11 protein-coding genes are annotated in these 12,807 nt (G+C 68.5%); 5 read left to right on the forward strand and 6 right to left on the reverse strand.

The window, feature by feature from the left end:
* Positions 1 to 151: 151 nt before the first annotated feature.
* The 5 genes from PKE75_RS13000 to PKE75_RS13020 all read left to right on the forward strand — a co-directional run bounded on the left by PKE75_RS13000 (position 152) and on the right by PKE75_RS13020 (position 6,551).
* Positions 152 to 1,519: an LLM class flavin-dependent oxidoreductase gene (locus PKE75_RS13000; protein WP_271169149.1), complete on the forward strand. Its 1,368-nt coding sequence runs from the start codon at positions 152 to 154 to the stop codon at positions 1,517 to 1,519.
* A 197-nt stretch (positions 1,520 to 1,716) separates the two neighbouring features.
* Positions 1,717 to 2,106, forward strand: coding sequence for a tautomerase family protein (locus PKE75_RS13005; protein ID WP_271169150.1), 390 nt, complete (start codon positions 1,717 to 1,719; stop codon positions 2,104 to 2,106).
* 699 nt (positions 2,107 to 2,805) lie between these two features.
* A complete protein-coding gene (locus PKE75_RS13010; RefSeq protein ID WP_271169151.1) occupies positions 2,806 to 3,693 on the forward strand; it encodes a 2-hydroxy-3-oxopropionate reductase in 888 nt (295 codons plus the stop codon).
* A gap of 252 nt (positions 3,694 to 3,945) precedes the next feature.
* Positions 3,946 to 5,079: a M20/M25/M40 family metallo-hydrolase gene (locus PKE75_RS13015; RefSeq protein ID WP_271169152.1), complete on the forward strand. Its 1,134-nt coding sequence runs from the start codon at positions 3,946 to 3,948 to the stop codon at positions 5,077 to 5,079.
* The gene (locus tag PKE75_RS13020; protein WP_271169153.1) at positions 5,076 to 6,551 is read left to right on the forward strand and encodes an amidase; all 1,476 of its coding nucleotides are present in this window, start codon (positions 5,076 to 5,078) and stop codon (positions 6,549 to 6,551) included. Before PKE75_RS13015 ends, PKE75_RS13020 begins: the two co-directional genes overlap by 4 nt.
* Here PKE75_RS13020 and PKE75_RS13025 read toward each other — a convergent pair.
* From PKE75_RS13025 to PKE75_RS13050, 6 genes are all read right to left on the reverse strand, one after another.
* Complete coding sequence (locus PKE75_RS13025) at positions 6,548 to 7,606, reverse strand: D-TA family PLP-dependent enzyme (RefSeq protein ID WP_271169193.1); 1,059 nt, start codon at positions 7,604 to 7,606, stop codon at positions 6,548 to 6,550. The two genes, PKE75_RS13020 and PKE75_RS13025, sit on opposite strands and share 4 nt — an antisense overlap.
* 14 nt (positions 7,607 to 7,620) lie before the next feature.
* Positions 7,621 to 8,790: an amidohydrolase/deacetylase family metallohydrolase gene (locus PKE75_RS13030; RefSeq protein ID WP_271169194.1), complete on the reverse strand. Its 1,170-nt coding sequence runs from the start codon at positions 8,788 to 8,790 to the stop codon at positions 7,621 to 7,623.
* Positions 8,791 to 8,795: 5 nt separating this feature from the next.
* Positions 8,796 to 9,809: an ABC transporter ATP-binding protein gene (locus PKE75_RS13035; RefSeq protein WP_271169154.1), complete on the reverse strand. Its 1,014-nt coding sequence runs from the start codon at positions 9,807 to 9,809 to the stop codon at positions 8,796 to 8,798.
* A complete protein-coding gene (locus tag PKE75_RS13040; RefSeq protein ID WP_271169155.1) occupies positions 9,806 to 10,798 on the reverse strand; it encodes an ABC transporter ATP-binding protein in 993 nt (330 codons plus the stop codon). Before PKE75_RS13040 ends, PKE75_RS13035 begins: the two co-directional genes overlap by 4 nt.
* Before the next feature lie 142 nt (positions 10,799 to 10,940).
* Entirely contained in the window at positions 10,941 to 11,858 is a 918-nt protein-coding gene (locus PKE75_RS13045) for an ABC transporter permease (RefSeq protein WP_271169156.1), read from the reverse strand.
* Positions 11,858 to 12,799, reverse strand: coding sequence for an ABC transporter permease (locus tag PKE75_RS13050; RefSeq protein WP_271169157.1), 942 nt, complete (start codon positions 12,797 to 12,799; stop codon positions 11,858 to 11,860). Before PKE75_RS13050 ends, PKE75_RS13045 begins: the two co-directional genes overlap by 1 nt.
* Positions 12,800 to 12,807 lie beyond the last annotated feature (8 nt).

Consider the following 12,807-nt stretch of genomic DNA (forward strand, 5'->3'; position numbering starts at 1 on the left):
ATTCGAAGCGGTCCGCGCCCGCCCGGAGGAGATCGGCTTTTCCGAAGCCGGGGTTCCGTGAATCCTCGTTGAAAGCCTTGGCGCCGCGCGGTCCGAATGACGACGTCAGCGATTTGGGGACGGCCCCGTCGCTCAGCGCGGGACGATCGTCATGGCGAACATGGTTCTGGCGACGCTGGTCCAGGGCACGGGCGCGCATCCTGCGTCGTGGCTGCGGACCGGCTCGACGGTCGACGCCTCGCTGGACATCGACTTCTACATCGACGCCGCGCGGATCTGCGAGCAGGGCAAGTTCGACCTGTTCTTCATCGCCGACACGCCCGGCGTTCGGACAGACAATCTGCAGGCCTGGAGCAAGTACCCGTTCTACACCAACGTCTATGAGCCGCTGACGCTGCTGTCTGCGATCGCGGGCGCGACAAAGCAGATCGGGCTCGGCGGGACGGTCTCGACCAGCTTTTTCGAGCCCTACAACGTCGCGCGCATGTTCGTCTCGCTGGACCATCTCAGCCATGGACGGGCGGCCTGGAACGTCGTCACCTCCGCGGACGACTACGCCGCGCGCAACTTCGGACTGGACCGCCTGCCGCCGCACGACCAGCGTTACGAGCGGGCGAAGGAGTTCGTGCACGTCGTCAAGCAGCTCTGGGACAGCTGGGAGGACGACGCCTTCGTCCATGACCGGGCGAGCGGGCTCTACTTCGACCCCGCGAAGATGCACGTGGTCGATCATCAGGGAAAGCATTTCAGCGTCAACGGCGCGCTCAACATCGCCCGTGCGCCTCAGGGCCATCCCGTGATCATCCAGGCCGGGGCCTCGGACGCCGGCAAGGAGTTCGCGGCGGAGACGGCCGAAATCGTGTTCGCCTCCGACGTGACCTTCGACAAGGCCAAGCTGTTCTACGACGACCTCAAGGGACGACTGCCGAAATACGGCAGGGCGGCAGGCGATCTGAAGATCCTGGCGGGTATGGCCCCGGTCGTCGGCGCGACCGCGGAAGAGGCGGAAGCCAAGTTCCAGGACCTGCAACGGCTGATCCACCCGGACGTCGCGCGCATGCGCGTCGGGCGCGATCTGGAGGTCGACCTGTCCGGTCTGCCGATGGACGAACCGATCCCGCTGGAGCTCATCCCCGAGAAGGCGAACTTCCACCAGGCCTATTTCAACCAGATCGTCGCCATGATCCGAAGCGGCATGACGCTCAGGGAGATCTCGCTCGAATATGAGCGGGGCATCGCCACGGTGCGCGGCACGCCGCAGCAGATCGCCGACCATATGGAGGAATGGTTCGCAGGCGGCGTCTGCGACGGCTTCATGTTCATCTTCTACACGATGCCCGGTCTGCTGCGCGACTTCGTGGAGATGGTGGTTCCGGAGCTTCAGCGTCGCGGACTGGTGCAGATCGACTACAGCGGCGACACGATGCGCGAACGTCTCGGCTTGAGCCGCCCCGCCCATCCCCACGCGGCCCCAGCCGCCGGACGCGCCGCCGTTCCGGCCCTTGCGACGTCGGATTGACGCCTTCGCCGCCGCGAGGTCGATCCTCGCGCTGCGTCGGTCAAGCCTGAGCGACGGCGCTCCACGGCGCCAAAATCCACGCCGCATCACAGGCCTCGACATGGTCGCCCTTGAACCATCGGGGGTGACAAGCTACTGCCCGGCGAGATCGCTGCGTGCTCGCCGTCGCGATGGAATTGTTCCTGGAGGAGAAAGACATGCCATTGCTTCGGTTCGACATGCTCGAGGGTCGTTCGGACGAAGACCTCTCCAGGCTTCTCGACGCCGCCCACGGCGCGATGCTGGAGGCCTTCAAGGTCCCGACGCGCGATCGCTACCAGATCGTCCACGAGCACAAGCCGAGCCGGGTCCGGATCGAGGACACCGGCCTCGGGATCGACCGCAGCGACAAGGTGATCCTGGTCTCGGTCACCACGCGCCCGCGGCCTGTCGAACAGAAGCAGGCCTTCTACCGCCTCCTGTGCGAAGCGTTGCAGCGGGATTGCGGGATCGGATCGAACGACGTGATGGTGAACTTCGTCGAAAACACCGACGCGGACTGGTCGTTCGGTCGAGGCGAGGCGCAGTTCCTGATCGGCGATCTCTGACGTCGCAGCAATTCCACCGGCCCGCCCGGCGCCGTCCGCGGCGTGGTGTGGGACGTGCCGGTTAAGCCGTCGGAAGCTGCAGGCGCGCGATCGATCCGGTCCTCACGCGGGCGGCGCAGTCCGCGCACGCGGGTCGGCGGAGCCGTACTCGTGGACGGATGCGGGCCTGGCAGGCTTCGCATATCCTCCGGTCGAGCTCCGCGCAGATCGCGGAGATCGCCTCGGCCCTGGATCGGAAAAGTGGTCCGCCCCGGCCGGTCGATGAAACCGGTCTCCGGTCAGAACGCCATCACCGGCCGCCGCGGGCGGAGGAAGCAGAGGGTCCGGCCCATCCGGCGTCGGAGACGCCGATCAGTTTCCGGCGCGCCGGTCGAAGTCTCTTCGATCGAGGCGGGAACGCGTATTCCTTTTGCGCGCCCGCATGTGCGGCGAATCCCCGCGCGATCAGTCGCGATAGTCTCAATATGAATCTTATATTCTCGCGGGAATATCAGAAGTGAGATCTTAATCCCGCCGGGATGACCCGATCCGTTATTTGCTTTTTCCGGGATCTGCGTATTTTTAAGCGCATTTCTGCTGACTCCTTTTCGGGTTTCTATGTATCAAAAATTCGGTGTGGCTTCGCGAGTTTGAAGCCCTGTTATGATGCCGCCTGCCGGCGATGCGCGCGGGCGACGTGGGAAAATGGAAGGACGCGCTATGAAGGTTGGTTTCATCGGTCTGGGGCTCATGGGCCTTCCCATGGCGGAGAACCTTCGTAAGGCCGGCCATACGCTCTATCTGCACAGCCGGTCGGGCGTGCCGGCCGCCGTCCAGGGAGACGGCATGATCGCGTGCGAAAACCCCGCCGAGGTCGCGTCCAAGGCCGAGGTCGTCATCACGATGGTGCCCGACACGCCCGACGTGGAGAAGGTCCTTTTCGGCGAGAAGGGGGTGGCGGGCGGGCTCTCCGACGGCAAGCTCGTCATCGACATGAGCTCGATCTCGCCGGTCGCGACCAAAGCGTTCGCCAAGCGCATCGAGGAGCTCGGCTGCGGCTACATCGACGCGCCGGTCTCCGGCGGAGACATCGGCGCGAAGGCCGCGACGCTGACCATCATGGTCGGCGCGACCGAGACGGACTTCGAACGCGCGAAGCCGCTGTTCGAGGCCATCGGAAAGACCATCACCCTGGTCGGCGGCGTGGGCTCCGGACAGACGTGCAAGGTCGCGAACCAGATCATCGTCGCCCTCAACATCCAGGCTGTCGCCGAGGCGCTGACCTTCGCATCCAAGGCCGGGGCCGATCCGGTTAGAGTCCGGCAGGCTCTGCTCGGCGGCTTCGCCAGTTCGCGGGTTTTGGAGGTTCACGCGGAGCGGATGATCAACCGCACGTTCAAGCCCGGCTTCCGGGTCGGGCTCCACATGAAGGATCTCGAGGTCGCGCTCTCGAACGCCCGCGCTTTGGGCGTGGCGCTTCCGAGCACGGCGGTCGCGCAGCAGATGTTCAACTCCTGCGTCGCGAACGGCGATATCGATGCGGACGACTCGATCCTGTGCACCGCGATCGAGCGTCTTTCCGGACATGAGATCGCAAAGGGCTCCTGAGCGGATCTCTCCGGTCGGTCGAGCGTGGCGGAAAGCGTCTGCGCCGCATTCTGCGGCGCAGACAGCTTCTCCGGCGACGCCTCGTAGGAGATCCGGGACCCCCCTCCGCGCCAGATTCGACCTTGACGAGGCGTGCCGCCGGGCGACTGGCGAAGACGCTACCTGGCTAGGGTTCCCGAGACGGTCCGGCGACGCCGGGAGGCGTCGATTGGCCCCATTCCCGACCCGGGCGGCTGTGCGAAACTGGCGTCCATGATCTTAGCGGAGCTGCCCTTCGACTCCGGGACGATGCTCGCCGGTCTGAAGCGCTGGGTCGAGCGTGAAAGCCCGACCTTCGAGCCTCACGCGGTCAACGCGATGATGGACCTCGCGTCGGGCGATCTCGCCGCCGCCGGCGCCGTCGTCGAACGCATCGCCGGTCCCGCGGGGCTCGGCGACTGCGTGCGGGCCTCGTTCCCGCATCCGCGACGCGGCGAGCCCGGCGTGCTCGTCATGGGCCATCTCGACACCGTCCACGCCCTCGGAACGCTAGAAAAGCTGCCGTTCCGCCGCGAAGGCGAACTCGCTTACGGCCCCGGCGTCCTCGACATGAAAGGCGGAATCTTCCTCGCCCTGGAAGCGATCGCCACGCTGCGGCGGATAGGCGTCGAGACGCCGCTGCCGGTCAGCATGCTGCTCACTTCCGACGAGGAGATCGGAAGTCCCGGCTGCCGCGCGATCATCGAAGCGGAGGCGGCGAAGCACGCCTATGTGCTCGTGCCGGAGCCGGCCAACCTCGACGGCGGATTGGTGACCGGCCGCTACGCCATCGCCCGCTTCGATATGGAGGCGACCGGCCTGTCGAGCCATGCCGGCGCAGATCTTCGGAAGGGCCGTTCGGCGATAGCCGAGATGGCGCGCCGCATCGGCGATATCGAGGCGATGACCGGCGACGACTGCACCTTCAGCGTAGGGGTCATCCATGGCGGCCGCTGGGTCAACTGCGTGCCGCAATCCTGCAAGGCCGAGGCCCTGAGCATGGCGAAGCGGCAGCGCGACCTCGATGACGGGGTGGATCGCATGCTGGCGCTGACCAGCGTCGATGCGGACGGCATGGGGTTCCGTGTGTCGCGCGGCGTGACGCGGCCGGTCTGGGAGCCGAGCGCGGCGACCATGGCGATGTTCGAGATCGCCCATGAGGTCGCGCGCGACCTCGGCTTCGAGCTGACGCACGGCTCGGCCGGCGCCGGCTCGGACGCCAACTTCACCGGCGCGATGGGAATCCCGTCGCTCGACGGCCTCGGCGTCTGCGGCGAGGGCTGGCACACCCTTCAGGAGCACATCGTGGTCGACAGCCTCGCCCAGCGCGCCCGGCTCATGGCCGGTCTGCTCACGAGATTGTCGTGAGCGCGCTCCGCCCGGCCTTCGACGTCGCAGGCGGCCTCGTCGCGCCGGACGTGGCGATCCCCGAACTCTGCGCGCCGGGCTGCGCGGCGCTCGCGCGCCTGTTCCAGGGAGGCGAGGCCTCATCGGTCGAGATCGTCACCGCCCATCTCGACCAGATCGACGCGCTCAATCCGGCGCACAACGCCATCGTCACGCTGCGCGATCGGAAGGACATTCTGGCGGACGCGGTCGCCGCCGACGAGGCCCGGATGCGCGGCGCCGCTCAGGGGCCGCTCGCCGGCCTGCCCGTGGCGTTCAAGGATCTTCAGCCGACTAAAGGCCTGCGCACCACCTTCGGTTCGCCGCTGTTCGCCGATTTCATCCCGGAGGAGGACAGCCTCACCGTCGCGCGGGTGAAGGCGGCCGGGGCGATCGTCATCGGCAAGACCAACACGCCGGAGTTCGGACTGGGCTCGCACACCTACAACACGGTGTTCGGCGCCACGCGGAACGCGTTCAACCCCGCCCTCAGCGCCGGCGGGTCGAGCGGCGGCGCAGGCGTCGCTGTCGCGCTCAGGATGCTTCCCGTGGCCGACGGCTCCGACTTCGGCGGCTCGCTCAGGAATCCGGGCGCCTTCAACAATGTGTTCGGCTTCCGCCCGTCGCTCGGGCGCGTGCCGAACGTGCCAGCGAAGGACGCGTTCTTCGGCCAGTTCTCGACCGACGGTCCGATCGCCCGCACGGTCGAGGATCTCGCGACGCTGCTCTCGGTCCTCGCGGGCTATGATCCGCGCTCGCCGATCGCGAGCGCCGACGAGGGCTTTCGCTACGAGGACAGACTGGACGGCGCCGAAGCGTTGACGCCGAAGGTCGCCTGGCTCGGCGACCTCGGCGGCAGGCTGCCGACCGAGCCCGGAATCCTCGACATCTGCGAAGCCGCGCTGAGGGCGATGGAGCCTGCGGGCTGGCGGATCGAGCCGCTGACGCCGGCGTTCGACTTCGCAGCGCTCTGGCGCGCCTTCGTCACGCTGCGCGGACTGGCGGCGCTCGGAAGCCATGGCCGTTATCGCGCCGACGCCGGCGGATACGCCAGGCTCAAGCCCGAGATGCGGTGGGAGATCGAGCAGGCCGAGAAGCTGTCGGCCGACGACATAGCTGCGGCCGCGCTGGTGCGCTCGGCGTGGCGGGAGACCGCGCTTGCGCTGCTCGAACGCTTCGACGCGCTGGCGCTCCCCACCGCGCAGGTGTTTCCCTTCCCCGTCGAATGGGACTGGCCGAAGGCGATCGCAGGTCAGGCCATGGACAGCTATCACCGCTGGTTCGAGGTCGCCGCGCCGGGATCGATGTCGGGCTTCCCCGTCGTCAACCTGCCGACGGGCTTCGCCTCCGACGGTCGGCCGATGGGCGTCCAGCTGATCGGTCGTCCGCGCGCCGACCTCGAACTTCTACGGATCGCGGCGGCCTATGAGGCTGCGGCGCCGCGGACCGGCTAGACGGTCTTGCCGCGCGCCAGCACCGGGATCTCGCCCACGATCCTGTCTCCGCGCACCGTGACCAGCCGATCGACCAAGTTCACGACGACGCAGACGTGGTTCGGCACGATGCGGACGACTTCGCCGACGATGGGGCGCGCCGCCGAGCCCGACAGGTCCAGGAAGCCGTGCTCTTCCGAGAGCGCGTTGATGCGAGCGTGGGGGTAGTCGAGCACGAGGCCGTGGCCTGCGAGGCCGCCTGGATCGCTCGTCAGCGTTTTCGAACCCGCGTCGACGATCCCGCGTTCCGGCCCGGCGCGGCTCACGACCGTCGCGTAGACCGAAAGCGCGCAGTCCTGCAGCGTCGCCACACCCGCCGCCATCTGCATACGGTCGTTGAAGATGTATGTGCCCGGCCGATGCTCGGTCGCGCCCTCCAGCGCGCCGAGATGCGCGAGGTTCGGCGAGCCCCCGGTCGAGACGATGCGGGCGACGAGACCGGAGTCCCGGAGCCCGGCGGAAGCGGCGTCGAGAAAGACCTGCGTCTCCGGCCAGCGATCCGGCGGCGGATAAAGCAGAAAGCCGGCGAAGCTCAGCCCGGGCGTCTCCGCGATGCGCTTCGCGAGCGCGACCGCCTCGCCCGGGGTCTCGACGCCCGCCCGCTTCATGCCGGTGTCGCATTCCACGACGACGGCGAGCGTCCGGCCTGCGATCGCGGCCGCGCGCGGCAGGCCGTCCACGGTCGTCACGCTGTCGGCGGCCACCGTGACCCGGACGCGCCGCATCAGCGCGCCGAGCCGGCCGAGGTTCCGCTCGCCGAGAATGTTGTAGCTGATCAGGATGTCGTCGAGGCCGGCGGCCGCCATCACCTCGGCCTCGCCGAGCTTCTGGCAGGTGACGCCTTTCGCGCCTGCTGCGATCTGGAGCTTTGCGAGCGTCGGGGATTTGTGGGTCTTGATATGCGGCCGGTTCGCGACGCCGGCCCTGTCGCAAAGCGCCTGGACGCGCGCGACGTTCGCCTCGACGACGTCGAGATCGACCACGACCGCGGGAGTTCCGAACTCCCGCTCGATCATATCGGCGAGCGGCGTCACGAGGCGATGCGGCCGAACGGCGACCCTTCCGACGAACGCCACCACCTGCCCTTCAGCACGACGCCCTCCGGGACGATCCTTCGATTCCCGGTCATATGCTCGCCGACGACGTCGACATAGTCGAATGCGCCCTCCCGAACGGTGAGGATGGCGGCGTCCCCGAGCGAGCCCGGCTTCAGCGAGCCGTATTCAGGCCGCCGCAGCGCAAAGGCGGCGTTGACCGTCGAGCGGCGGACGACCTCGGGCAGCGCCATGCCGAGGCAAAGAAACTTCGACATGGTGGTGACCAGATCGAAGGCCGGCCCGTCGATGCAGAGCTGGTGGACGTCGGAGGAGATCGTGTCAGGCTCGAACCCCTGCGCGAGCATCACGCGCGCCGTCCTGAAGGAGAACGAGCCCATGCCGTGGCCGATGTCGAACAGCACTCCGCGCTCGCGCGCCTCGATCACCGCGCGCTTCACCGTGCCCTGTGCCGTGCAGGGCGCGTTGGGAAAGGGGCGGAACGCGTGGGTCAGCACGTCGCCCGGCCGCAGCATGGCGAGCACCTCTTCGTAAGAGGGCGGCGGGTGGTCGATATGCGCCATGAGCGGCATGCCAACCTCCTCCGCCACCTGCAGCGCGGCGTTCAGCGGGGCGGTTCCCTGATCGCCCGAGGCGTGCAGGCCGACGCGGACCTTGATGCCGACGACGAGGTCGCGGTTGGCGTCGGCGACCCTGGCGGCCTCGGCCGGCGCCATCAGGCGCGGATTCTCGCTCTCCCCAACCATGATCGACTTCGAAAACCCGAAGATGCCGGCGAAGGAGACGTGGAGATAGGCGAGCACGCGCGCCTCCACGCGCTCGATCACATGCTTGCGGAAGCCGGGCCAGTTGCCCGGCCCGGCGCTGCCGGTGTCGATCGAGGTGGTGACGCCGGAGAGCCGGCCGTAGTCGTCGGGATCGACGCCGAGGGACGTGCCGCCCCAGTAGACATGGGTGTGGAGGTCGATCAGGCCGGGCGTCACGATCGCGCCGGCGACGTCGCGGATCTCGGTTCCCGGTCCGGCGGGAAGGTCCGGACCGAACGCCGAGACCTTGCCGTCCGCGAAGGCGACGTCGGCCACGCCGTCGAACTCCTGGCTCGGGTCGATCACGCGTCCGCCGCGCAGGATGAGGTCGTGCGTCACCGCCGTCATGCCCGCGCCCCGCTCAGCAGCGGGTTGTCCTCCGCCGGCCTGTCGTTCAGATGGCAGGCGGCCTCGTGGCCCCTCTCGACCTCCCGAAGGCGGGGCTCCTCGGTTCGGCAGCGATCGAACGCGTAAGGGCAGCGGGTGTGAAAGCGGCAGCCCCTGGGCGGATTGATCGGGCTCGGCACGTCGCCCTTCAGTATGATGCGGCGGCGCGGCGCGTCGGGATCCGGCACCGGAACGGCCGAGAGCAGCGTCTCGGTGTAGGGGTGGCGCGGACGCGCGAATATCTGCCGCTTGGTTCCGATCTCCACGATCTTGCCGAGATACATCACCGCGACGCGGTGGGTCATGTGTTCGACGATCGCCAGATCGTGGCTGATGAACAGCAGTGCGAGACCCAGCTCCTGCTGCAGGTCGCCGAGCAGGTTCACGATCTGCGCCTTGACCGACACGTCGAGAGCCGAGACCGCTTCGTCGCAGACGATGATGTCGGGCTCGGCCGCGAGCGCACGGGCGATGCCGATACGCTGGCGCTGGCCGCCGGAGAATTCGTGCGGCCAGCGGCCGAGCGCCTCGCGCGGCAGTCCGACCTTGTCCATCAGCGCGTTGAGCTTGCGGTCGCGCTCGGCGCGGCTCTTGGCGAGGCCGAAATTGTTCATCGGCTCGGCCAGCGCGTCGCGCACGCGGATGCGCGGGTTGAGGCTCGAGAACGGGTCCTGGAAGACCACCTGGATTCGACGGCGCATCGGCCGGAGCGCGCCCGACGACATGTCGTCGATCCGGACGCCGCCGAGCACCACCTGCCCGGCGGTCGGCTTGAGCAGCCGCAGGACGGCGCGGCCGACCGTGGACTTGCCGCAGCCGCTCTCGCCCACGATCGACAGCGTCTCGCCGCGCTCGACGCGAAACGACAGCCCGTCCACCGCATAGACGAAGCGGCGGACGCCGCCGAACAGGCCGCGGCCTAGCGGGAAGTGCATCTCGAGGTCGTTCACTTCGAGCAGGGAGGCGCTCACGCGGCCTCCTCCCGTCCGCGAACCGCGTGGTGGCAGGCGGCGAGGTGGCCGGCCGCCTTCGCCTCGAGCGCCGGCGCGAACCGGAGGCAGACCTCCTCCACCTCGGGGCAGCGGCTCGCGAACACGCAGCCCTCGATCTTCGTCTTCAGGCTCGGCACGATGCCGGGGATTTCCGCGAGCCTCCCCGGTCGGCCGCCCAGCGACGAACCCAGCCTCGGGACCGCGGCGAGCAGGCCGCGCGTGTACGGGTGCCTCGGCTTCGCGAACAGCTGCCGGACAGGCGCCTCCTCGACCTTGCGGCCGGCGTACATCACGACCACCCGGTCGGCGACCTCCGCCACCACGCCGAGATCGTGGGTGATGATCAGGATCGCCGCGCCGACGCGGACCTTGAGGTCGCGCATCAGGTCGAGAATCTGGGCCTGGATGGTCACGTCGAGCGCGGTGGTGGGCTCGTCGGCGATCAGCAGCTTCGGCGAGCACGCGAGCGCCATCGCGATCATCACGCGCTGGCGCATGCCGCCGGAGAGCTGATGCGGATACTCGCCCGAGCGCCGCTTCGGCTCGGGAATGCCGACGAGCGTCAGCATCTCCACCGCCTTCGCCTCCGCCTGGCCGCGGTCGAGGCCCTGGTGAAGGCGCATGCTCTCGCCGATCTGCCGGCCGATCTTCAGCACCGGGTTCAGGCTCGTCATCGGCTCCTGGAAGATCATCGAGATGGCGGCGCCGCGGATCTTCCGCATCTCCCTTTCCGGAAGCTTCAGGAGGTCGCGGCCCTCGAAACGGATCTCGCCCGCGGACTTTCCCGGCGGCTCGGCGATCAGGCGCATGATCGACATGGCGGTGACCGACTTGCCGCAGCCGCTCTCGCCGACGACCGCCAGCGTCTCGCCCCTGTCGACACTGAACGACACGCCGTCGACCGCCCGGTTGACGCCGTCCGGCGTTCGGAAGTGGGTCTGCAGGCGGTCGACTTCGAGCAGGGGCATCAGGTTCGCTCCGGCCGTTCGGCCGCTAAGCCCGCGCCTTCGCGCGAGCGCCGATGGCTACGGCGTCGAGCTCCACGCCCAAGTCGTGGATGCCCGACCTGCTGCGGTCGGGCATGACGAAGCGAGTCCGGCCGCGCAGCCATCACAGGCTCTTCGCCATGCGGGGGTCGAGCGCGTCGCGCAGGCCGTCGCCGACGAGGTTCACGGCCAGCACGGTGAGCGACAAAAAGGCGGCGGGGAAGAACACCAGCGTCGGCTTGACCTGCCAGAGCGCCCGGCCCTCGGCCATGATGTTCCCCCAGGACGGCGTGATCGGCGGCACGCCGGCGCCGATGAAGGACAGGATCGCCTCCACGATCATCGCGGAGGCGCAGATGTACGTCGCCTGCACCGTCATGGGCGCGAGCGTGTTCGGAAGGATGTGGCGGATGACGATCATCGGCGTCGACGTCCCCGCGGCGACGGCTGCGTCGACGTAAGGCTGCTCGCGCAGGGAAAGGACCACGCTGCGCACGAGGCGGGCCACGCGCGGAATCTCGGCGAGGGTGATCGCAATCACGACGTTCTGCAGGCTGCCGCGCGTGAGCGCCATCAGCGCGACCGCGAGCAGGATGGGCGGAATCGACATCATCCCGTCGATCAGCCGCATGAAGACGCCGTCGATCCAGCGCACCATGCCGGCGACGAGACCGACGGCGAGACCGAGCGCGGAGGAGAACAGCGCGACGAGGAAGCCGACCGCGAGCGAGACCCGCGCGCCGTAGACCACGCGCGAATAGAGGTCGCGACCGAGCATGTCGGTGCCGAACCAGGCCTCAGCGGAGGGCGGGCGCAGGCGTTTCGAGGTGGCGAGCGCGCCGGGGTCGACTGTGCCGAGCCACGGCGCGAACACGGCGAAAAACAGCATCACGACCAGCAATCCGGCGCCGAAGGCGAGCGACGGCCGGCGGCGGATGAAGCCGGCGAAGCCCTTCAACGGCTCGCGGGCCGGCAGGACGTCGGGAAGCTCCTCGGCGATCGCGAGCCCAGGCGGCGGGGCGAGGCTGATCGCGGCGGCCATCAGTAGCGGATCCGCGGGTCGACGAGGGTGTAGACGAGGTCGACCCCCAGGTTCACCAGCACGTAGACGAGACTGAACAGCAGCACCACGCCTTGGATGACGGGGTAGTCGCGCCGCAGGATCGCGTCGACGATGAGCCGGCCGAGGCCCGGGATCGCGAACACGCTCTCCGTCACCACGGCGCCGCCGATCAGCAGCGCGACGCCGATGCCGATGACGGTGACGATCGGCACCGCGGCGTTCTTCAGCGCATGCACGAAAAGGATCGCCCGCTGGCCGACGCCCTTGGCCTTGGCCGTGCGGATGTAATCCTGGCTCAGCACGTCGAGCATCGCGGCCCGGGTGATCCGCGCGATCAGCGCGATGTAGACGAAGGCGAGCGTGACGGAAGGCAGGATGAGGCTCGACAGCCACGGGCCGACACCGCGCGCGATCGGCTGATAGCCCTGCACGGGAAACCAGCCGAGCTTCAGCGCGAAGACGTAGGCGATGAGGTAGCCGACGACGAACACCGGCGTGGAGAAGCCGAACACCGCGAAGCCCATCGCGGCGCGGTCAATCCAGGTGTCGGCCTTCCAGGCGGCGATCACGCCCATCGGGACGGCGACGGCGACGGCCATGACCAGCGTCATCAGCATCAGCGAGAGCGTCGGCTCGACGCGCTGCGCGATCAGCGTGGTGACCGGCATGTTGGTGAAGATCGACGTGCCGAGATCGCCGTGCAGGATCTGGAAGACCCATTCGACGAAGCGCACGAGATAGGGCCGGTCGAGGCCAAGCCCCTGCCTGATCTTCTCGACGTCCTCCGGCGAAGCCTGGTCGCCGGCGATCACCGCCGCGGGATCGCCCGGCGCGATGTAGAGCAGGCTGAACACGAACAGCGCCACGATCGCCATGACGGGGATCGTGGAGAGCACGCGGCGGAGGATGACGGAGGTCATCGCCCGCG

The organism is Hansschlegelia plantiphila (genome assembly GCF_027922265.1).
Classification (GTDB): Bacteria; Pseudomonadota; Alphaproteobacteria; order Rhizobiales; family Methylopilaceae; genus Methylopila; species Methylopila plantiphila.

Bases quoted from the DNA above. Each gene is read 5' to 3' on its own strand.
- PKE75_RS13025 (WP_271169193.1), bottom strand. From the start codon at position 7,606: ATGATCGAGCGGGAGTTCGGAACTCCCGCGGTCGTGGTCGATCTCGAC.
- PKE75_RS13050 (WP_271169157.1), bottom strand. From the start codon at position 12,799: ATGACCTCCGTCATCCTCCGCCGCGTGCTCTCCACGATCCCCGTCATG.
- PKE75_RS13005 (WP_271169150.1), top strand. From the start codon at position 1,717: ATGCCATTGCTTCGGTTCGACATGCTCGAGGGTCGTTCGGACGAAGAC.
- PKE75_RS13000 (WP_271169149.1), top strand. From the start codon at position 152: ATGGCGAACATGGTTCTGGCGACGCTGGTCCAGGGCACGGGCGCGCAT.
- PKE75_RS13010 (WP_271169151.1), top strand. From the start codon at position 2,806: ATGAAGGTTGGTTTCATCGGTCTGGGGCTCATGGGCCTTCCCATGGCG.
- PKE75_RS13045 (WP_271169156.1), bottom strand. From the start codon at position 11,858: ATGGCCGCCGCGATCAGCCTCGCCCCGCCGCCTGGGCTCGCGATCGCC.
- PKE75_RS13015 (WP_271169152.1), top strand. From the start codon at position 3,946: ATGATCTTAGCGGAGCTGCCCTTCGACTCCGGGACGATGCTCGCCGGT.
- PKE75_RS13040 (WP_271169155.1), bottom strand. From the start codon at position 10,798: ATGCCCCTGCTCGAAGTCGACCGCCTGCAGACCCACTTCCGAACGCCG.